18 protein-coding genes are annotated in these 20,782 nt (G+C 45.0%); 1 reads left to right on the top strand and 17 read right to left on the bottom strand.

All coding sequences use genetic code 11. The features are described from left to right. Nucleotides 1-25 precede the first annotated feature (25 nt). From ATB74_RS01835 to ATB74_RS01765, 15 genes are all read right to left on the bottom strand, one after another. Nucleotides 26-469, bottom strand: coding sequence for a PTS sugar transporter subunit IIA (locus ATB74_RS01835; protein WP_060980750.1), 444 nt, complete (start codon nucleotides 467-469; stop codon nucleotides 26-28). A gap of 543 nt (nucleotides 470-1,012) precedes the next feature. After that, complete coding sequence (locus tag ATB74_RS01830; RefSeq protein WP_061016159.1) at nucleotides 1,013-1,669, bottom strand: Qnr family pentapeptide repeat protein; 657 nt, start codon at nucleotides 1,667-1,669, stop codon at nucleotides 1,013-1,015. A gap of 445 nt (nucleotides 1,670-2,114) precedes the next feature. After that, entirely contained in the window at nucleotides 2,115-2,597 is a 483-nt protein-coding gene (locus tag ATB74_RS01825) for a MarR family winged helix-turn-helix transcriptional regulator (protein ID WP_017061075.1), read from the bottom strand. A gap of 487 nt (nucleotides 2,598-3,084) precedes the next feature. Further along, on the bottom strand, nucleotides 3,085-4,296 hold the full coding sequence (gene choV, locus ATB74_RS01820) for a choline ABC transporter ATP-binding protein (protein WP_061016156.1): 1,212 nt from the start codon (nucleotides 4,294-4,296) through the stop codon (nucleotides 3,085-3,087). A gap of 2 nt (nucleotides 4,297-4,298) precedes the next feature. Further along, nucleotides 4,299-5,141 carry a choline ABC transporter permease subunit gene (gene choW, locus ATB74_RS01815; protein ID WP_060980753.1) on the bottom strand — a complete coding sequence of 281 codons (843 nt, stop codon included), beginning with the start codon at nucleotides 5,139-5,141 and terminating at the stop codon, nucleotides 4,299-4,301. Nucleotides 5,142-5,236: 95 nt separating this feature from the next. Continuing rightward, the gene (locus ATB74_RS01810) at nucleotides 5,237-6,214 is read right to left on the bottom strand and encodes a choline ABC transporter substrate-binding protein (protein ID WP_061016155.1); all 978 of its coding nucleotides are present in this window, start codon (nucleotides 6,212-6,214) and stop codon (nucleotides 5,237-5,239) included. A gap of 105 nt (nucleotides 6,215-6,319) precedes the next feature. Beyond that, nucleotides 6,320-8,032: a choline dehydrogenase gene (gene betA / locus ATB74_RS01805; RefSeq protein ID WP_061016153.1), complete on the bottom strand. Its 1,713-nt coding sequence runs from the start codon at nucleotides 8,030-8,032 to the stop codon at nucleotides 6,320-6,322. Nucleotides 8,033-8,104: 72 nt separating this feature from the next. After that, on the bottom strand, nucleotides 8,105-9,565 hold the full coding sequence (betB, locus tag ATB74_RS01800) for a betaine-aldehyde dehydrogenase (protein ID WP_061016151.1): 1,461 nt from the start codon (nucleotides 9,563-9,565) through the stop codon (nucleotides 8,105-8,107). A gap of 101 nt (nucleotides 9,566-9,666) precedes the next feature. After that, nucleotides 9,667-10,269, bottom strand: coding sequence for a transcriptional regulator BetI (betI, locus tag ATB74_RS01795; RefSeq protein WP_004732441.1), 603 nt, complete (start codon nucleotides 10,267-10,269; stop codon nucleotides 9,667-9,669). A gap of 402 nt (nucleotides 10,270-10,671) precedes the next feature. After that, on the bottom strand, nucleotides 10,672-11,853 hold the full coding sequence (locus tag ATB74_RS01790; protein WP_061016149.1) for a M24 family metallopeptidase: 1,182 nt from the start codon (nucleotides 11,851-11,853) through the stop codon (nucleotides 10,672-10,674). Nucleotides 11,854-11,889: 36 nt separating this feature from the next. Then, complete coding sequence (locus ATB74_RS01785; RefSeq protein WP_061016146.1) at nucleotides 11,890-13,233, bottom strand: TRAP transporter large permease; 1,344 nt, start codon at nucleotides 13,231-13,233, stop codon at nucleotides 11,890-11,892. Continuing rightward, nucleotides 13,230-13,772 carry a TRAP transporter small permease gene (locus tag ATB74_RS01780; RefSeq protein WP_061016144.1) on the bottom strand — a complete coding sequence of 181 codons (543 nt, stop codon included), beginning with the start codon at nucleotides 13,770-13,772 and terminating at the stop codon, nucleotides 13,230-13,232. The genes ATB74_RS01785 and ATB74_RS01780 overlap by 4 nt, the downstream gene beginning before the upstream one ends. A gap of 121 nt (nucleotides 13,773-13,893) precedes the next feature. Then, nucleotides 13,894-14,937 (bottom strand): TRAP transporter substrate-binding protein DctP, encoded by a 1,044-nt coding sequence (gene dctP, locus ATB74_RS01775; RefSeq protein WP_061016141.1) that lies wholly within the window; start codon nucleotides 14,935-14,937, stop codon nucleotides 13,894-13,896. A 192-nt stretch (nucleotides 14,938-15,129) separates the two neighbouring features. After that, on the bottom strand, nucleotides 15,130-16,341 hold the full coding sequence (locus ATB74_RS01770) for a M20 aminoacylase family protein (RefSeq protein WP_061016139.1): 1,212 nt from the start codon (nucleotides 16,339-16,341) through the stop codon (nucleotides 15,130-15,132). 101 nt (nucleotides 16,342-16,442) lie between these two features. Then, on the bottom strand, nucleotides 16,443-17,237 hold the full coding sequence (locus ATB74_RS01765; protein WP_061016137.1) for a maleate cis-trans isomerase family protein: 795 nt from the start codon (nucleotides 17,235-17,237) through the stop codon (nucleotides 16,443-16,445). Nucleotides 17,238-17,547: 310 nt separating this feature from the next. Here ATB74_RS01765 and ATB74_RS01760 point away from each other — a divergent pair, with 310 nt between their 5' ends. Further along, on the top strand, nucleotides 17,548-18,039 hold the full coding sequence (locus tag ATB74_RS01760) for an Lrp/AsnC family transcriptional regulator (protein WP_061016135.1): 492 nt from the start codon (nucleotides 17,548-17,550) through the stop codon (nucleotides 18,037-18,039). Nucleotides 18,040-18,189: 150 nt separating this feature from the next. Here ATB74_RS01760 and ATB74_RS01755 read toward each other — a convergent pair whose 3' ends face one another. Together ATB74_RS01755 and ATB74_RS01750 are read right to left on the bottom strand one after the other, a co-directional pair. Continuing rightward, on the bottom strand, nucleotides 18,190-19,380 hold the full coding sequence (locus tag ATB74_RS01755; protein WP_061016133.1) for a diaminopropionate ammonia-lyase: 1,191 nt from the start codon (nucleotides 19,378-19,380) through the stop codon (nucleotides 18,190-18,192). A gap of 306 nt (nucleotides 19,381-19,686) precedes the next feature. Next, nucleotides 19,687-20,781: a hypothetical protein gene (locus ATB74_RS01750; RefSeq protein ID WP_061016132.1), complete on the bottom strand. Its 1,095-nt coding sequence runs from the start codon at nucleotides 20,779-20,781 to the stop codon at nucleotides 19,687-19,689. Between the last annotated feature and the right edge of the window lies 1 nt (nucleotide 20,782).

Genomic DNA, 20,782 nt, shown 5'->3' with positions numbered 1-20,782 from the left:
TTATATTCCTTATACAAGGTTATTATTAGTAACTTTTGATTATTTCAAGTACGTCTTGTTTCGATGAAGAAGCGGCCAGTTTGGCAATATTTTCCTCATCACAAAGCATTTCGCTTAATGCTTGAATCACTTCAATGTGAGTATCTGAATCTTGTGCTGCTAGGGTCAGTAATACATGCGCTGGTCCCATATCTGAACCGAAGTCGACTGGGTTAGAAAACACATGGATACCAAGGCCTGTTTTTAGAACTCCAGCCTCTGGGCGAGCATGAGGCATTGCAATACCTGGACAAAGCACGTAATAAGGTCCATTATCATGCGTTGACTGAATGATCGCGTCTGCATACTTATCGTTTACATAACCTTTATCCTGCAAATAACGCGTCGTTTCTTTAACTGCATCTTCCCACTGATATTCTGAGTGGTTAATGACGTCAATTAAGTCATGGTCAATAAGGTCATAAAGCATAATAAATCCCAGTTATTCGTGTTCGTTGTTGTTGGGTTTATTATCAATGGAAGTATAGAATTAGAGAAATGACCAATAAAGTAGACATGGATCACTAAAAATATCGAGTCAATCAGCAATTAATGATGAACATCACGATAATTAAATGTTATTTAATTACAAATTTATAATTAACAACAAGTCAATAATGTTAATTAGATATAACCCTCATATTTGATATTATTTAAAAATCCATAAAACGTGACAAAAATCAAATTAACCCTATTGACCATAAATTAAACGTGATGATGATTAGGTTTATATCTAATGATAATTAAATGTAGCACGTAAAAATTAGTGACCTAGATCGCGTGTGAAATCCAAGCACCATTCAACTGAAAGTTTACGACATAACAAACTGCTAACTCACTCATCCAGCCTCACAACATGCAAACGACCTGCATAAAAAAGTCAGACGAAACTCCAAATACGGAAAAGCCCAAAGTTATTAGCTTTGGGCTTTTCTTCTAGCGACTGTGGTTGATTACAACCGAATGATAAGAATCAATCAGGCATTACAACAATACCCATGCTTTCAAGCAGTTGCTCTTGCTGCCAAGCGACAATTTTAATTCCAGATGTATCAACCTTACGAGGATCTAACCCTTCTAATTCAGCATGGCATAAATTAGCACCTTGCATACTGAACTGCCCCCAGACATCTTCCGAGAACACGCCTCGGCTGAGATCAGACTCTTTCAGTGACGCGCCTCCAAGGTAAGTACCTATCCAACGGTTCTCAAACAGCTCGCACTTCTCTAAACAAGCTTGCTCCAAGTTGGCGTATGACAGGTTGCAGCCCGTAATATACGCGGAGCAAAAATACATTCTATTGCTTACCTGGTTGGCAAAGTTAGCACGAGTAAAGTTCGCCCCTTTCAGGTTACAATCACGTAACTCAATACCATAGCAATTCGCGTTACTGAAATTCGCCATCGCCAGCTGGCAATTCTGAAAGCTTGCATCTCGTAAGTCGGCAATATCAAAGTGGCATCCCTCAATATCGCCTTGTTCAATAAACTTACAGTTAATAAACGTAGCATCACGTAAGTTCGAACGTCTGAAATCACAACGGATAAACGTGCAGGCTGTAAATGTAAGCTCTGATAAGTCTTGCTGAGCAAAACTGTGGTGATGATAAGTGCTGTTATTGGTGTCCATTTAACCCCCCAAAGAAATCAAGCTAAGACTACCATTGCGATCTTAAGAAAACACCAAATTAAAAACCAACAAAAACAGCAACTTAAAACACCCTATTTTGGCCAATTTAAGGCATCAAACAAGCTCTTTAAGGGTGTTATTTTCGTTTTATAGCATGCGCTTATCTTGAAAAAAGTTTTGTCGCTTAGAAGGAGTATATAAGATGAGACACAACGAGAAGATAATCATCATATGTCAGTATGAACTTGATGCATACCCTATACAGATACACTCGCTGACAATCGGTCTTTCTCAGGCCAATTTGTATCGACAGGCCACAACTAAAAGGTGACTTTTACCAGTAAAATCTGAGGTGTAGGGAGGCCAAGATCAAAAATGGCCGCTTAATGCGACCATTTGATAATTATTTAAGTTGTTGTTCTAAATAAACAATTTAAAAATAACGTTAGCTTTTGGCTACGTTTGCAATGCCTTCAAGCTGAAGTACTGGAGCGGCGTCGATGTCTTCTGCGTTCATCATTGATGATACTCGCTGCATTGAAGAAAGCAGTAAGCTTTGCTCCCACGGCTCTAGGTTTTGGAATTTTTTAACGAAGTTATCTTGCAGCGGTGGTGGCGCATTGTTTAGCAACTCTTGACCTTTTTCAGTCAGATTTGCGTGTACTTTGCGGCGATCTGACGAGCTGCGAACACGTTGTACATAGCCGTTCAGTTCCAAGCGATCGATGATCGTGGTTGTGGTGGCTTGGCTTACATTGGTGTGATTAGACAATTCTTTGATCGTCACATTACCCATTTCTTGGATTGCTCTCATTAAGATTAATTGAGGGCCAGTCAAACCATACTCTTTACTCAGCTTTTTCGAGTGTAAATCGATAGCGCGAATAATTTGGCGAATAGCGACCAGGATTTCGTCATGTTTGTCCAAGATGCAGACCTTTGTACTAATATACTGTGAATGGTTTTACAGCGTCGAAGCGATGAAATGTCCTGATTATTTACGTCAGGTGAGCTCGAATTACACTGTAAATTGATAAATTACTTCATTGATTTTTCCGCATTGTACTGATGTTCATACTATTCTCAATCTTTTATATGCCTCTGAATTTGCGCATGGCAACACTTTTGTACAATGAGTAGCGATCTTCAGTCTTAAAGTGGTAAACAAGGCAAGAAAAAGCGAGATATTGTCGGTAAATAAAAAGCCGCATACTCAAAATAATTGGATTTGCAGCTAGGCAACAAGTAAGTTCATCCTTATGAGCGTAGAAGTTCTATGTGATTAGGGTGCACTTAAGCAGTTAACAACGCTGCAGCTTCAAGAATGAAGAGTATAGATTCATCTAGGTAGCGAGATTTGAACACCTCACTACCTATTTTATTCGTTAGAGAACGAATTATTTCAGTTCAAACCACTAAGCGGCATTATTGAGTTGAAAATTACCCGTTAGCGCGTTGTAAAACTCGCTGTTATCCAAAATACCCACCAATTGATTGTCTTCCACCAGCAAAATCGGGTGATTACTTAGCTGTTTCAATTTAATCGCATCACGCATGCCAATTTCCGGGCTTGCCACAACTACACTCGACGCGCTGATCGCGGTTAGGTCGTCAGATTCGCTCCACTCGACAAGCGCCAAAGTAGATTCACCTTTTACTGATAAAGCACCTTCACTCTGTTCAATCCAGAGATCTTTAGAATCGCAGATCTTCCAGCTTTCATTCTCTTGCGTCAGCGAATCAAGAGGCTGCATCAAAGAACGGCCTTTAAGCACATTCAATGGGTTGGTGTGAGCAACGAAATCTTTCACATATTCGGTTTTTGGCGTCAATACGATCTCTTCAGGCTTACCGTGTTGAATCAGTTTGCCGGACTCCATGATCGCGATGTTGTTACCAATCTTCAGTGCTTCATCTAGGTCGTGACTCACGAACAGAATCGTTTTGTTGAGTTTGTTTTGCAGCGTGATCAGTTCATCTTGCAGTTGAGCACGAATCAATGGGTCAAGCGCCGAGAACGGTTCATCCATCAATAGAATGTCAGTATCCATTGCAAACGCACGCGCCAAACCAACACGTTGTTGCATGCCGCCAGAAAGCTCATGAGGGAATTTGGTCTCCCATTCCGCTAGGCCGACCATTTCCAGTTGTTCTCGCGCTTTTGCACGACGAACGTCTTTCGGTACACCCTGCATTTCAAGACCAAACGCCACGTTATCTAATACGTTAAGCCATGGCATTAATGCAAACTTTTGGAACACCATTGATACACGGTGAGTACGAAGATGACGCAGAGTCGCTTCATCACACTGTGCTAAATCGACTTGTTGGTCACCGTCTTTAATTGTTAGTGAACCACGGCTGATCTCATTCAAACCGTTAACTGCGCGAAGCAAAGATGATTTACCAGAACCAGACAAACCCATCAATACACAGATCTCGCCTTCTTCAACGGTCAGCGACACATTGTCTACGCCGACAACTTGACCGGTTTCATCGATGATCTCTTGGCGAGTTTTACCCTGGTCGAGTAGTTCCAGCGCTTGATTGGCTTTGTTACCAAACACAACATCAAGGTTTTTAATGGTAATCGCGTCCATTGCCTTTTGTTCCTGAGAGATAGACATGATTAAGCTTCCTTCTGGTTTGGTGTTTTGCACAAGCGGTCAAGGATGATTGCGACTAAAACAATCGCTAATCCGGCTTCAAAACCTTGTGAGATGTTCACTGTGTTCAATGCACGAACAACAGGTTTACCAAGCCCGTCAGCACCAACAAGAGCGGCGATAACCACCATCGAAAGCGACAACATAATACATTGGGTGACACCCGCCATGATGCTTGGCAGAGCGGCAGGTAATTCAACTTTGAGCAGTAACTTCATGCGACTTGCACCAAAGGCTTTACCCGCTTCAATCAGCTCTTCAGGGACTTTCGTTACCCCTAAGTAGGTCAAACGAATCGGTGCAGCTATTGCGAAAATAATGGTCGAGATTAAGCCAGGCACGATGCCTAAGCCGAATAGAACCAGAGTTGGAATCAGATACACAAACGTCGGGACCGTCTGCATTAAATCGAGAATTGGGCGCAACATCGTATAGAGCCAAGGACGGTGAGCAGCCATGATGCCAACCGGTACGCCAATTAATACGGAAATCGTTGTCGCCGCAAAGACGAGAACAAAGGTTTCCAGCATTTCTTGCCAATAACCAAGGTTAAGAATTGTCAGCAGTGCTGCGACCACAAAGATCACCAGCGAAGGTTTACGGTGCAAGTACCATGCAATCGCAGCGGTCATCACGATTGGCAATGCAGGCGGCATCCACTTAAATACATCGACTAAAAACATAATGACGGTTTCTAAAAAAATCGAAATAGCGTCAAAGAATCCTGCAGCATTGATTGTTAGCCAATCAACACCCGCTTCCATCCATTGACCAACAGGGATTTTGTTTTCCGTAATAAAATTCACAATATTGCCTTTTATTATGGGTGGGCTACTTCAAACCAATCGATAAATTGGCAAGCCCACCTTTATTATTTATGTAGCTGTTGAGATAGGTAGAACTAAGCTTTAACTTGCTTTAGGTATTCAGTAACCGCTTGAGTCGCTGATTCACCTTTATGCGTTTTTACGTTGTCTAACCAAGCTTCAACTTGTTGAGGGTTGTTGTTCAACCATTGTTGAGCCGCTTTTTCTGGCTTCACTTTTTGGTTAAGAATCTCTTCCATCAACTGGTTTTCCATTTCTAGAGTGAATTCTAAGTTTTGTAGAAGTTGACCGACGTTTGCACACTCAGATAGGTAGTTTGAACGAACGTTAGTGTAAACATTCGCGCCGCCGTAGTTAGGGCCGAAGAAGTCGTCACCGCCTGAAAGGTATTCCATCTCAACATTGCTGTTCATCGGGTGCGGAGCCCAACCAAGGTAAACAATCCACTGGCTACGGCGTGCTGCGCGTGATACTTGAGACACCATGCCCGCTTCGCTTGATTCCACTAGGCTGAAATCTTTCAAGCCAAACGCGTCAGAATCAATCATCGATTGGATTAAGCGGTTACCATCGTTACCCGGCTCAATGCCGTAGATGCGGTCTTTAAATTTGTCGGCATGTTTTGCTAGGTCGGCGAAGCTTTTCACGCCAGAGTCGTACACGTATTTTGGTACGGCTAGCGTGTATTTTGCGCCTTCAAGGTTGGCACGAACGGTTTCAACCGTGCCCTCTTCGCGGTACTTAGCAATATCGCCTTCCATGGTTGGCATCCAGTTGCCTAGGAATACGTCAATATCGCCGTTCGCCATTGAAGAGTATGTCACCGGTACTGAAAGTAGGTCGGTTTTGGTTTTGTAACCAAGACCTTTTAATAGTTCAGAAGTAACGGCGGTTGTTGCGGTAATGTCAGTCCAGCCTACATCAGCGAAGCGAACGTTTTCACATTGCTGTGGTTCTAATGAAGCGTTGGCGTAAGCACTGAACGCGAATGAACTGATTGCTAGCGTTGCGAGCGCCTTTTTTGTAGCGGTTTGTTTATGTTGAGTCGTCATAATGATTCCTTTTTATCTTTCCTTTTTCTGCCCTAACTCATACTCATCGGGGCTGTTTTGCTGACTTTTGACTAATTTTGCTATTTTTACCTCAATAACAGAGGCTTACGCATCTCTTACTGGTTTATTGATTCTTTGCTTCTCTTCCCACTCAGGTGCAATCCACACTGGAACGTCTTGCTCTTTGAGCATTGGTTTACCCAAAATCAAATCGGATGCACGCTCGGCAACCATAATGGTCGGGGCATTCAAGTTTCCGTTTGGAATGGTTGGGAAAACAGACGAATCAACAACACGCAGATTATCAATGCCGCGAACACGACACTCTTCATTAAGCACCGCCATTGGGTCGTTATCAGCACCCATTTTGCAGCCACATGAAGGGTGATACGCACTTTCAACGTTCTGTTTAACCCATTCGTCGATTGCTTCATCGGAAGTAATGTTTAGACCCGGCTGAATCTCTTCGCCTCGGTAAAGATCCATCGCAGGTTGCGACAGAATTTCGCGCGTCAGACGAATACAATCACGCCAATCTTGGCGGTCTTGTTCGGTTGAGATGTAGTTGAAAATGATCTCTGGCTTGGCATGCGGATCAGCAGAAGTGATCGCAACCGTGCCGCGACTCTCTGGCTTATTAGGCCCTACGTGTACTTGGAAACCGTGACCATCAAAGGCCGCTTGTCCGTCGTAACGCATCGCTGCTGGCAGGAAATGATATTGAATGTTTGGCCACTTCAATCCTTTACGAGAACGAATGAACGCGCACGATTCAAAGTGGTTAGTGGCACCAAGGCCTTTACGAGTCAGAATCCATTCCGCGCCAATCATGCCCTTGCTGACCAAGCCAAGCTTGCTGTTGAGCGTGATGGGTTCGTTGCAGTGATATTGGAAGTACACTTCTAGGTGATCTTGAAGGTTTTCACCGACACCGCTCAGTTCGTGTTTCAGTTCAACGCCGGCCTTTTCAAGCACCGCTTTCGGGCCTATACCAGAAAGCTGCAGCAGTTGAACAGAACCGATAGAACCCGCAGAAGAGATCACTTCTTTGTTCGCCACAGCCACCTGGGTATTGCCTGACTTTTCAAACTCAACACCAACGGCTTTTAAGCCTGATTGACCTGTTGAGTCTTGTGCTTCAAGTAAGAAACGACGCGCCACGATACCTTTCTTCAAGGTCAGGTTTGAACGCTTCAAGGCTCGACGTAGATAAGCGTTAGAGGTTGAGGCTCTAACACCTTTGTCCACCGTCATATGCATAGTGCCGAAGCCTTCTTGCTGGTAGCCATTGTAATCTTGGGTTTCTGGGTAACCGGCGTCTTTACCTGCATCGATGAATGCTTGGTAAAGCGGGTTTAGCTCCATATCGTTGCCATTACATGTGCCAACAGGGCCGTTATCGCCACGGTATTCGTCACCACCTTTATTCCATGATTCAGCACGGCGGAAGTAAGGCAAGCAGGCTTGGTAATTCCAACCGGCTGCGCCCTCTTCTTCCCACTGGTCAAAATCACACGCGTGGCCACGAACATAAACCATGCCGTTAATTGATGAGCTGCCGCCTAACACTTTGCCACGTGGGCAATGCAGTTCACGTCCATCAAGGCCCGGTTCTTGTTGGGTCTCAAATTGCCAAGCGTACTTTTCAGTATTCATCGGGTAAGAAAGCGCAGTCGGCATTTGGATAAAAATGCTCTTATCCGTGCCACCCGCTTCCAGTAATAAAACGCTATGTTCACCGCTTTCCGTTAGCCTATCCGCTAACACACAGCCGGCCGAACCCGCGCCGACGATAATATAATCGTAGCGTTGTTCCATGTTTTGATTTCCCTGAGATGAGTCAGTAGGGCTAGCTTTTTTAAGCTAACCCATAAAATTGAGTGTTACGCGTTAGGCATAAGGGCTGGCGTAATCGCCAAGTTCAATAAGAATGCTCTTAGTCTGCGTATAATGAAGTAGGGTTTCTGGTCCATTTTCACGGCCAATACCCGAAAGCTTGTAACCACCAACAGGCATTTCTGCCGGAGAGTCGCCCCACGTGTTCACCCAACAAATACCTGCCTGCATTTGATGAATAATACGGTGCGCACGAGAAAGGTTTTGCGTGAACACACCAGCTGCAAGGCCATATTTGGTATCGTTAGCGCGGCGAATCACATCGTCTTCGTCGGTAAACTTCAACACTGACATCACAGGGCCGAAGATCTCTTGCTGAACGTGAGGCATGTTGTCTTCGCAATCCACAAACACGGTTGGGATAACAAAGTTGCCGTTTTCGAGGCCGTTATCTGTCACTTGATAGCCGCCCGTCAGCAAGGTTGCACCCGACTGCTTAGCTAGCTCAATTGCTTCAAGGACTTTTGAAAGGTGTTCTTTAGAAATCAACGCGCCGATCTGAGTCTCCATCTCCATTGGGTTACCAATGATCAGCTTCTCAGTGCGTGTCTTAAGTTGGTCGATAAATGCATCATAGATGTTTTCGTGTACATAAACGCGAGTACCGTTAGTACACACTTCGCCTTGGGTGTAGAAATTAGCGACCATTGAAGCCGACACCGCATCGTCCAATTTCGCGTCATCAAACACGATCATTGGTGATTTACCACCGAGCTCCATCGTTACAGACTTGAGTGTTTTAGCACTGTCTGACATTACCGCTTTACCGGTACCAGTTTCACCAGTAAACGACACTTTAGCGATGTCTGGGTGAGCCGTTAGCATTTGGCCGACACGGTAATCGCCCTGAACTACGTTGAATACTCCATCTGGAAGGCCAGCTTCTGTGAAGATTTCAGCAAGTTTAAGTGCCGTTAGCGGCGTTTCTTCTGAAGGCTTGAAAATCATCGCGTTACCCGCGGCCAATGCCGGAGCCGATTTCCACATTGCGATTTGGATAGGGTAGTTCCACGCACCAATACCCGCACAGATGCCTAGCGGTTCACGGCGAGTGTAGAAAAACTGAGATTCGCTCAGCGGTTGTTGGTCGCCTTGTAGCGTTGGAGCCAAGCCAGCAAAGTATTCAATAACATCAGCGCCAGAAGCCACATCCACTTCAATTGCTTCTTGCAGCGGCTTACCCGTATCAACAACCTCAAGGTTTGCAAGGTCATCATTTCGAGCTCTAAGTATTTCCACTGCCTTCAAAAGAATACGGCTGCGTTCCACAGCGGTCATTGCAGACCATACCGCAAATCCGCGTTTCGCAGATTCAATAGCACTGTCGACATCTGCTGAAGATGCTTGGCCTAACGTCGCGATAGGTTCACCGTTTGCAGGGTTAATGCTATCAAAGGTTTCACCAGAGGTTGCTTTAACCGCTGCGCCATCGATGTATAACGAGTTCATTTCCATTTGAGATTCTGACTTAATTATTGTTATTAGACTCTACTGGTCTATATGTGAGTATTGGGTGTAATTAGTGGTCGTTCTAGGTCTAGCGCTACCACTGCGATCTATTTGCTGTGACACGAGTAGAAAGTAAGTTGTTTGTCTAGATAATCATTGATGATGGCACGTGCCTTTTGAGCATCGATACCATCTGGGTTTAGTGTGCCTCTCAGCCACAAACCATCAATCAGAGACGCAATCCCGTGAGCAACGAGATCCGCTTGTTCATGATTCAAAATACCTTTCAACTCAAGACGTAAGTGTGAAATCAAACGTTTTTCATTCACACGCTGCAGTCTTTTCAGCTGCTCGTCATGCATTGAATATGACCAAAATGCCAACCACGCCTTCGCGACCTTATTTTCAGCTTGGTAACCTTCGAAGTTACCATCGATGATCGCGTTGATTCTCTGTTGGTGAGCATCAACAGGAAGCGCTTTTAGTGAAGTCGTGATCGTGTTGGAGAGTTGGCGAAGGATTTCACGCATGGTCTCTTCGAGCAGCCCATGCTTCCCGCCAAAATAGTGATTAATAATGCCAGTGGAGACTCCCGCTTCTTTGCTGATCAACGCAATACTCGCGGCATGCAAACCAACTCGATCAATCACCGTCATGGTCGCTTGAACAAGCTGTGGTTTACGTATGTCAGGCATCCCAACCTTCGGCATTTCTTAGTCCTTTTATTTTTTATTGAACGTTCAGTTAAATATAAAATGACAGAAATTTAGTTAGGGTTCAAATGATTATTTAAAACAAACTTGTAACAACACAGCATTCAAAACAAACAAAGTCATTATAAAACAATGAATTAAATATCATTTAGAGCGCTAACGAAAACAATTAAAGATTTGAGGTGTGATAGTTAATGGTCAAATGTTTTTGTTCAATAAGTACAATATTCAGACAGAAAGAGAGATTATCGAAACAAGAAAGAATTCGGAAACTAGAGGGGGTTGGGTGTAAAAGATGAAGGGGTATGGTGAAGTAAAAAACAAAGAAGAGCATCCAAAAAGATGTTTGAATACCCTACGCTGTGATGGTTTGATATTAACGCTAGATTCTAAGCACAATTAGCCAATAATCGGCATCGATTGCCAAGCTCTTTGATGCAGCATTTCGCAGCCAGATTCTGTGATGACGATATTTTCCTCATGTACCATCATGCGATTTTTCGCAAATGCCATACCCGGCTCAAGCGTTAACACCATACCCGGTCTTAAGATCACATCACCGTTAGGCACATGTGATGGCCACTCTGTTAGCTGCATGCCTAAGCCGTGCCCCAGGCGACCCACATCGTTGCCGAGTGCACCGTTCTTTTCGAGCACCGACCACATAGCTTGCCACACGTCTCCAGTGGTGCGTCCCGGCTCTGCAATCGCGAGCCCCGCCTCTGTCGATTGATAAACAGCATCATAAGCTGCGATAGTGTCAGGTGTTGCATGCCCAAACGCATAATTCCTGTCAAAGTCACTGAAGTAGCCATCAAAGTTAGCCCCCGTATCGATGATCAAAACATCCCCTTCAGAGAGTACACGATCGGTTGGCCCCATGATGATGTTGTCATAGCCACCTTGCCCGGATGCCGAGATCAAGTAAGGACACGCATCGGCACCCAAACGCAGCATTTCTAAATGCATGGCTTTACACGCCTGTCGCTCTGTCATGCCTATTGCTAAATTTTGGCGAAGGTACTCAAAACCCGCCGCCGTGACTTGGCACGCAAAGCGTACTTTATCGATTTCGACTTGAGACTTAACACTGCGCATATCGCGAATCATCAGCGATACATCAACCACACTGTGTTGGCTTAGCTTCTGCTGTAACAATGCATAGTTAGTGGCCGGCATACGCAGATGTGTTTCTGGGCCGACCATCGAACCGATTCGACGAGAACCTCTCGATACTTCAGACAACGTGGACGCTAACAAAGAAATACCGTCATCTTCAGGCCTTGGTGACGGCCAACTGCGTACATCTTCAATCCATGTTTCTTCAAAGCCAGCGACACCGATCTCTGGCACTACCGCTATAGGCTTGCCAACCACAGGTATCACCAAAAACCAAGGTCGAGTTGGACTTTCCCAGAACTGCGATTTGAAACCACTGAAGTAGCGGAATTCAGGCTCGGTTGTGAAAAACGCAGCATCAATGTTTTGAGCACGCAGACGTTGTTGTAACTCGACAGTGCGTTGCTCGAGTTCTGCTGATTCAAACCCTCTCTGCGGAGGTGTTAACGGCAATATACTCATATCTCTATCCTTGAATGAAGAAAGGTAACCCTAGAATTAATTGAATAAAACATCTCTTGGTAGCAGAGCGATGCTTGGGAAGAAAATCAGCAAAGCAGACATCAATATCAAAATAAGGAAAAACGGTAATGTCCCACGGATCACTTCCATGTAAGGTCGCTCGAAAATAGCTATGGCAGTAAAGATGTCACAACCGAATGGAGGAGTTGCCGACCCAATGGCCATTTGCAGCGTTACCATCACACCGACCAAGATTGGATCAATACCTGCAGCGTCGACAATCGGCATGAAAATCGGCGTCAAGATCAGTAGCACCACCAAAGAGTCCACAAACATGCAGCCGACAAAAAAAGTCAGTGCGATGACAAACAGAATGAATTCAGGTGAAGCATCTTCTAAGTTGAGAGGAGCCAGTAATTCCTGAGGAATTTGTTCAAACGAGATATACCAAGAGAACGCCTGGCCGACACCCACCAGCACAAACACAACCGCGGTAATCAAGCCGGTATTTAACGCCGCATCACAGATGTCTTTTACGCCAAGTTTGCGATAGAAAATGCACTCAACGATGATTGCATACAACACTGCAAAGGAGGCTGCTTCGGTAGGTGTGACTACGCCAGAATAAATACCACCGATGATCAAAGCGGGGAAACCAAGAGGAAGAATCGCTTTCTTTATCGCTTCAATGCGTTCTGCGGTGTTGGCTTTTTCAACCAAAGAGATGGTGTCACTGTGTTTCACGCTGTAGGCGTAGCTATAAAGCGAAAACAGACTAGCGAGCACTAAGCCCGGACCAATACCAGCAATAAACAATTCCCCTACACTGGCGTTGGCTAAGGTGCCGTAAAGAATCAAGCCGATACTCGGCGGAATAAGAAACGCGATGTCACTGGCATTGATAATCAACGCCATCACAAAGCTGTCTTTGTACCCTGCTTGTAGCAACTTAGGGCGCATGATTTGCCCAACCGACACCACGGTCGCTTGGGTCGAACCGGAAACAGAACCAAACAAGGTACAGCTGATACACGTAGTAATAGGTAACCCGCCACGCAGATGTCCTACAAAAGCTTGAATCAGACCCAGTAGGTTATACGCCGTGTGACCACGCGTCATAATATCCGCAGCCAAGATGAACATCGGCACCGCAATCAGAGCGTTCGGCGAAATACCTGTCACCATCTGCTGAATCAATACACCGGGCTCAACCTGAGAGAAATGAATCAAGCCAATCAAAGCCCCAACCGCTAACGGCACAATCATAGGGAAGCTCAAAAACAGCAAAATCACCATCACAGAGACAAGAGTAAATGTGATGACATAAATATCTAATTCGCCGGCAATAATGTCCGAGAAAAACTGTGCAACATCGCTCATTCGAACTCACCTACTTTTGTATTTCTATTTTCAATCACGTCAAATGACACGTAGATCTCTTTATGCAGTAAGTTCATCAAGAAACTCATGCTGTATTGCAATCCCGCGATAAAAAACCCGATCGGAATGATCGCGTACACCCAATACACAGGGAACTGTAAGGCTGGACTTAACCGGTTGATATCTTTCAGCTCTTTAACGTAAAAGAACGCATGGTAGGTGAGATAAAACATCAGCATTGCAGTTAATAACGCAATGATGGTTGTGAGAATTTTCTGAGCTTTAGTGCTCAATGAATCATAGACCGCGGTCATGCGTATATTTCGGCCTTGGCGCACCGCATAAGCGAAGCCGATGAAGGTAACAGAGACAATCAGAAACTGGTTGAGCTCTTCCGAGAAAAATAGGCTTTTATTGAAGGCGTAACGACCAATCGCATTGGCTGTTGAGTTGATCATCATCGCGAGAATGGCAGTCATGATCAGAAAGCGCTCTAGCTTTTCTGTCGCGACACTTATTTTATGTAGCAGTTCTTTCATAGCAGGCAGTGCTCCATACTTCGTTCAGTGACACGAGTCCATTGCCACTATTTGGAGAAGGTTGGGATAAGCTATCCGCTGACACATATCAACGGATAACTATCATCCATACTCACGCTTTCTATTGCGTTGCTGAAGCAGCCTTCACTTCACCTAGGATCTCTTCGAGAATGGTTTTCGCACCCTCACGAGCTTCGCTTTGCTGACCCGCCGGGTAAGCATTCGCCACTACGTCGTAGTATGTCGTGTGCAGCTTCTGGCTTAACGTTTTAAAGCGCTCACGCTCTTCATCCGTCAAGACAACCACTTGCATGTTTGGACGCTCTTTCAAGATCTTGTCCATGTTCTCTTTGTTGATGCGGATCTGGTAGTCATAAGCAGCTTGGTCTGCGGCTTTGATCGCTTTGTCGACCATAGCTTGCTTCTCTTCCGACAGACCGTTGTACCATTTGCTGTTGGTCGAAACGGTGCTCACATACGGTTGCTGACCTGGGAACATCAAGTAGTCTTGAACTTCATGCCACTTCGCGTTGTAGATGAAGTAGATAGGGTTAACCATGCTATCGATAGTCTTAAGTTGCAGTGAACCGTACACTTCACCCCAAGAAAGAGGAGTAGGTGTTGCACCAAACGCTTTGTAGGTTTCAACAGGAATGGTTGAAGTGAAAGTACGGATTTTCTGGTTAGCAAAGTCCTCAGGTGTACGGATAGGTTTGTTACCACCCCATACCATTTCGCCTTCCGACATCATCGACAGCAGCTTTAGGTTTACGCTCTCAAACTTGGGTGCCAATTTGTTGTAGATGGTTGGGCTTTCCGTTAATACCTTATGCGTGATCGCTTCGTTGGTACCCAGTACATACGGCAAGCTCACCGCTTGTACTTCAGGAACATAAGACCCTAAGTGACCCGCGCCAACAGACACAAATTGAATCGTGCCTTTAGCAGCCAATTCTACGATGTCGTTCTCTGTGCCCAGTTGTCCGTAGTAATAGATGCGAACACGAATATCGCCATCAGATTCCTTCTTAATCACTTCCGCAAATTTTTGCGCATAGATGTCTTGAACGTCTGTTTTGTCCTCTTCTGAAGCAAACTTCCATGTTTCGGCATGAACGCCAAAAACCATGCTCAAACTTAGCAGTGCTACGCCTAATCGTTTCATCCTATCTTTCCTTTTATTATCCTAATTGCGCGCTGATGACTTTGGTCACTTCACGCGCTTCAGTTTTGGCTGTGTCGACAATAAACTCCGTTTAAAGTCAACCATCTTGCAGTGGCAAATACGTCACTGTCACTGCTGAATCTGTTTCTCTACTTGTTGCTTCTAATTGAGTTACTTCTAATTGAGCCGTTTCTAAATTGATCTTGCTAAACGATCGTTCACCAACTGAATCCAGTAACTCGCACCGAGCTTTAAGATGCCGTCGTTAAAGTCGTATTCAGGGTTATGTAATGCGCAGCCACCGACCGATTCCGTGCCATTACCCAACAACACATAACAACCCGGTTTTACACGCAACATGCTGGAGAAATCTTCCGAAATTGTCAGTGGGTCGCAGGCGTCATTAACGTTCTCGACACCAAGTACCTTCTGCGCGGCGGCAACCGAATATTGGGTTTGTTGCTCACTGTTGATGGTTGGGTAGAAGGTATTAATAAACTCGAAATCGTAAGTCGCACCTGCCGCCTGACAAATGCCCGCCACGATTCGCTCCATACTTTGCTTGATTCGATCGAGAGAAGGTTCAGTAAAACAACGGCAATCTCCCTTAATATTCACTTGAGTCGGGATGACGTTAACCGTGCCGTCTGTAATAAACTCGGTCGCAGAGACTACAGCCGTATCGTGGATCGCACTAAGATTGCGAGAGACGATGGTTTGCAGACCAAGGATTACTTGCGAGCCAACGACGAGAGGATCGACCCCTTGATGCGGCAGAGCGGCATGCCCACCCACACCGTTGATCGTGATCTCAAAGCTGCTCTCACTGGCCATTAATGATCCAGGACGAACCATCAATTCACCTTCCGCTAAACCGGGAAAGTTATGTACGCCATACACTTCATCAATCGAAAATCGCTCAAACAGGCCGTCATCAATCATCGCTTGCGCGCCGCAGCCATGCTCTTCATCGGGTTGAAAAATGAAATACACCGTGCCATCGAAGGTTGGGTTCCCTGCCAATAGTTTTTCGGCCAAATAGCTTGCAGCGCCAAGCAGCATTGCGGAGTGTCCATCGTGACCACAAGCGTGCATCTTCCCATCATGTTGTGAGCAGTGTTCGAAGTTGTTTTGTTCGTGAATATGTAGAGCATCCATATCAGCTCTCAGACCAATGCTCGCTTCACTTGATCCTGAACGAAGTATCCCTACTAATCCTGTTTTACCGATGTTACGCACCACTTCTATACCAAAACTGTGTAACTTGTCGGCGATGAAATCGGAGGTCAGATTCACGTCAAAACCACACTCAGGGAAACGGTGTAAATGTTGACGCCACTCCGTCATGCTTTGAATAAGCTGAGAAGACAGTTGGTCTGGTTTAATCGAGAGAGTAGACGGCATAGTAGTAGTCCCAAAGTGTAATTCTTTGTATTAACGTAAAATGTGGAGTTAGCTTGGCTGCTGAATGTAAACGCGAAGCAAGCAGCTTTAATCAAAGGTCGTTACAACGACTTCGACCTTCGGTAATTATCTGAGGGTGGCTCAAGATGGTGCTCTAGTAGTGCACCGAAACCTTTTATGGGTATGGGGTAGTTCATCAACTGAAGGGAGTGCCAAGCCAATACCTGATTACTGCTGACTACAGGTTTATCTAGTTCAGCTTCAATGATTTCGATGACTGATGCTGCACGCAATGCAGTACAAGAGATAAACAGCAAGTCCGCATTCGGGTCACAGACTTCAATCGCGGCTTGTTTAATGTCCTGTGGTGAAATGAACGTCATCGCGGTGTCATCTTCAAAGCCGAAGCCAGCAATGCTCAACACCTCAATGCCTTGCGACTCAAAAAACGCGGCCACGTCTTGATTCACAGCTTCGGTATAAGGCGTTAATACCGATATGCGCTTAGCTTTCAAGCTGTCGAAAGCCGCTAAGGCCGCGGTCACCGGATTCGTTACTGCCGCATTTGGGCAAGACTGATGAACCAGCTGAGTAATACGTTCACTGCCGATAGCAACCGTGCCAGATGTACACGCATAAATAACCACATCTAGATCTGTGCCGGGCAAAATGGTATCAGCACACGCTGCAATTCCCGGTTCCATTTTTCGCAGATTATCAATTGTCAACGGGTTGTAATTTCTAACACGGCTAGTGAAAGATTGAACGCCATCTGGGTAGAGTAGACTGAGGTCTTGCTCAATATTGAAATCGGTCGCCAAAGCGATCACACCGACACGTCCTGCGGGTGCCAATGTTTCTAATTCAAACTCTAAAGTTGCGATTCCAGATCTCATATTTGCCGATTCCTTGAGCTTATAAAGTTTTAATGAAATGTAGGATTACAAATTACAATCGAGCCAACCAAAGCTTTACATTTCATTTACAACATTAATAATGCCCCGATAAGTTTAAGGATTATCGTCAAATGAATGCTTTATTGTGCGGAAATTCCGCATTTTTATTGCGTTATAGTGGCTTTTCGTTCTCAACGGTAGATGGCTAATTGTTAAGGAAAAATACCTTTATCTTGATCACACAACGACCAATCAGAAATAATGAATTCACAAACTTGATATTGAGAAGCAGATACGAGGAAGAATAGGGATGACACAGCAAGCAACATGGGTAGTCGACAGTTTCGACAAAAAGATCCTCAACATCGTACAAGACTCAAATCGAGCGACTTCGGACAAAATCGCAGAAAAAGTTGGGCTCTCCCCTGCTGCTGTTCAGCGTCGTTTAAAACGCATGCGCTCACAAGGTGTGATACAAGCGGATGTATCTGTCATCAACCCCAAAGCGGTCGGTCATGCGATGACGTTTATCGTCCAAGTGACCTTGGAGCGTGAACGCGTTGATTTGATGCATAACTTCAAAAAAGAGATGAGTGCCAATCGATCTGTACAGCAGTGCTATTACGTAACCGGTAGTTCAGATTTCATAATGATAGTCACGGCAGCAGATATGGAGGGTTATGACAACTTTACTCGTGAAGCCTTCTTCGACAACGCCAATATCAAGAGCTTTCAAACTAATGTGGTGATGGATAACGTCAAGGTTGGACTGACTATTCCGATTGATGAGCAGCGTGATTAACAGGTTCAAGTGAATGGAATATATCCGCAATGACCATGCTCTAAAAACAAAAAAAGACGGCATGACATTACTTTGTAAAAGTAGCATCTATACCGTCAACTTGGGGCTTACGTTCTTGTTATGTAATCTTCTAAACTAGCAATAAAATCATTAACCTATGATCTGTTGGTACAGCTCAGGGTCAGTCGCCCCTTCTGTGCCAATCACCAGCACTCGGCTGTCTTGAGTTAAATTCAATTTTTCAGCGAATGTCCTATCTTGCTTAGCGATGATCGCAGCAGCAAAACCAGGAACCGCAGACTCGCCACCTTCAATCGCCACTTCCGTGTGTTCGCCACTCGCCAACATGCGCATTGCTTGTGGGATCGCATCCTCACTCAGGGTCATGAAATCATCGGCGCCGTTTTCTAAAATCGTCCAAGCCAAGCTTGAAACCTCACCACATGCGAGGCCTGCCATCAGTGTCTCTAAATCGCCTGTAACTACCACGGGCTTGCCCGCTTGAGCACTCTTCTGTAAACAGTTAGCTTGCTCTGGCTCTACGATGATAAAACGTGGACGCTGTGCTCCCCATAGATCCCAGAAATAGCCACAAACAGCAGAGGCGAGGCCGCCAACGCCACCTTGTACGAACACATGAGTTGGAATCGCGCCATCCAATTGATCGACAATCTCAGCCAACATCACTGTGTAGCCAAGTGCTACGTCTTTCGGAATTTCCATGTAACCTTCATAAGAGGTATCCGAAACAATCACTCGGTTTTTCGCTTTAGCTTCAGAGTCAGCCATCCGAACCGATTCATCATAGTTCCCAGTAATGCGTATAACTTCAGCACCGAACGCTTCCATTGCTTGTTTACGCCCTTCAGATACGTCACGGTGAATATAGATCACACAGCCACAACCAAACATTTGTGCGCCCCATGCCACTGAACGGCCATGGTTTCCGTCAGTTGCGCAGCTAACGACAATTTCTGCGACCTCTGATTTCCAGTCGCCATTGAGTAGCTCGCTGATGGTTGGACTTTTTCCATAATGCTTAGCAATTTCAACCTGTAGTTGACGAGCCACAGCATAAGCACCACCCAAGGCTTTGAAACTTTTTAAACCAAAGCGTTGTGATTCATCCTTATACCAAAACTGACTTACATCGATTTTCGCTGCGATGTCTTTAAGTACATGCAAGGGCGTCACAGAGTATCCCGGCCATTGCGAGATATCTTTAATCGCCTGCTCAGAGGCCACCACACTTAATATTTCACGTTGCTGACTTGAGTATTCCAGCTCAGAGTGAGCCTCAGGGTTAGAATAATGTGTCAAAGTGCCTGTCAGTAACTGCATAAATGATCGTCCTTATTAGTCATTCACATTGCTCCTTACAGTACTAAGCTTATTCTGCTTTGATCTGTAAGGCTTGCGGATAATAAATTCTATCGGTAAAAAAGTGCCGTGATCGTGCTTTCTAAAATCAAAATCTGCGGTAATTAATTGTTATAGTGCGTTTAAATGCAGTATTTATTCACCGCTAACTATCGGTACTTGACTCCTCTATAAGCCAGCACGTTAAACAACAGATACCAAAAAGGTTGGTGACAACAACGTCATCACCAACCTTTTAGTTATCTCTAATGTTATTACGAGCCTAAGCTACTCAATGCGTGTGATGAAACCGTATTTATCTGACTCAGCCTTAGTCACCCAGTGTTCACCAGAAGCCGGAGCAGAATCCAACGTGAAGATATAGAAGTCGATTCCTTTGTCTCCCATTACCTTTTTAAAGTAGGTCGCTTGCTTGCGATGACTTTCGTTCGTGTATGGGAAATCTTTGGCTGTTTTATCATCCTCAGCCCAACTGTGCACACCAACCTGCTTATTAAGCTCAATGGCTTTGGTGGTATCTGCTCGTTGCAAAACCCGTGGGTTACCCGCAGCGAAAAGATCCGTGCCGCCAGAAAACACCGACCCCGTAGGCGTTACGATCGTCGTCATGTTGTTACTGTGGATCATGCGCCCGGTATACATATTGATATCGTCGTCAGCGCTGCCACCAATATGGTTGGTAAACTTCAATGTCATCTCACTGCCTCGATACAATTTCACGATATCAAAAAGCTGAGAATAGGTTGATGCACCCAGAGTCGACTGAATTCGCTCAATAGCACCAGTCTCATTAAGCACATCGCGGTAAAAAGCGTTGAAAGCAAACGATGTGGTAATGGTTACCTTGTTGCCAGTTTTGGTGTTACTCAAAACCGTAGACCCGAGACTAGTCACGTATTGCGACAGCTCGTTTTGGTATTCAAGCTCAACAGCAAGCTTTCTATTGCCCGTTGTCGTTTGGATTAACGTCGTATCATTGCCAATTGAACGTAGAGCCGTACCACAATCAAATGAATCAAAAAAATTACCCTCGCTGTAAATCGCACAATCATCGACTCCTGCATCTGGAAAATACAGGTCAACGCTTTGGCCTAAGCTATCTGCAAGCCTAACTACTTTTTGCTTATCACTAATATCTTCAGCAAACTGAATTTTTTCATACTGAACACCATCATAAGTAAGCTTCATTGCTTCTTGGAGCTCTTGTCGCTCTTGATACAACTCACCAAGCTTAGCCGATGAAAATACGTAATCAGCTTTAGGCTTCGTTTGCGCCTTGGTGTCAGCCTTGCTTGAGCTTGAATTACAGCCAGCTAAAAAAATCAAAGGTAACGCCAGTAATGCCTTTCGATAGTCGTTCATA

This window comes from Vibrio splendidus (assembly GCF_001557875.1).
In the GTDB taxonomy this organism is placed as follows: domain Bacteria; phylum Pseudomonadota; class Gammaproteobacteria; order Enterobacterales; family Vibrionaceae; genus Vibrio; species Vibrio splendidus_F.
Note: the sequence above shows the minus strand (reverse complement) of the source record. Positions and strands in the feature narration are given on the sequence as shown.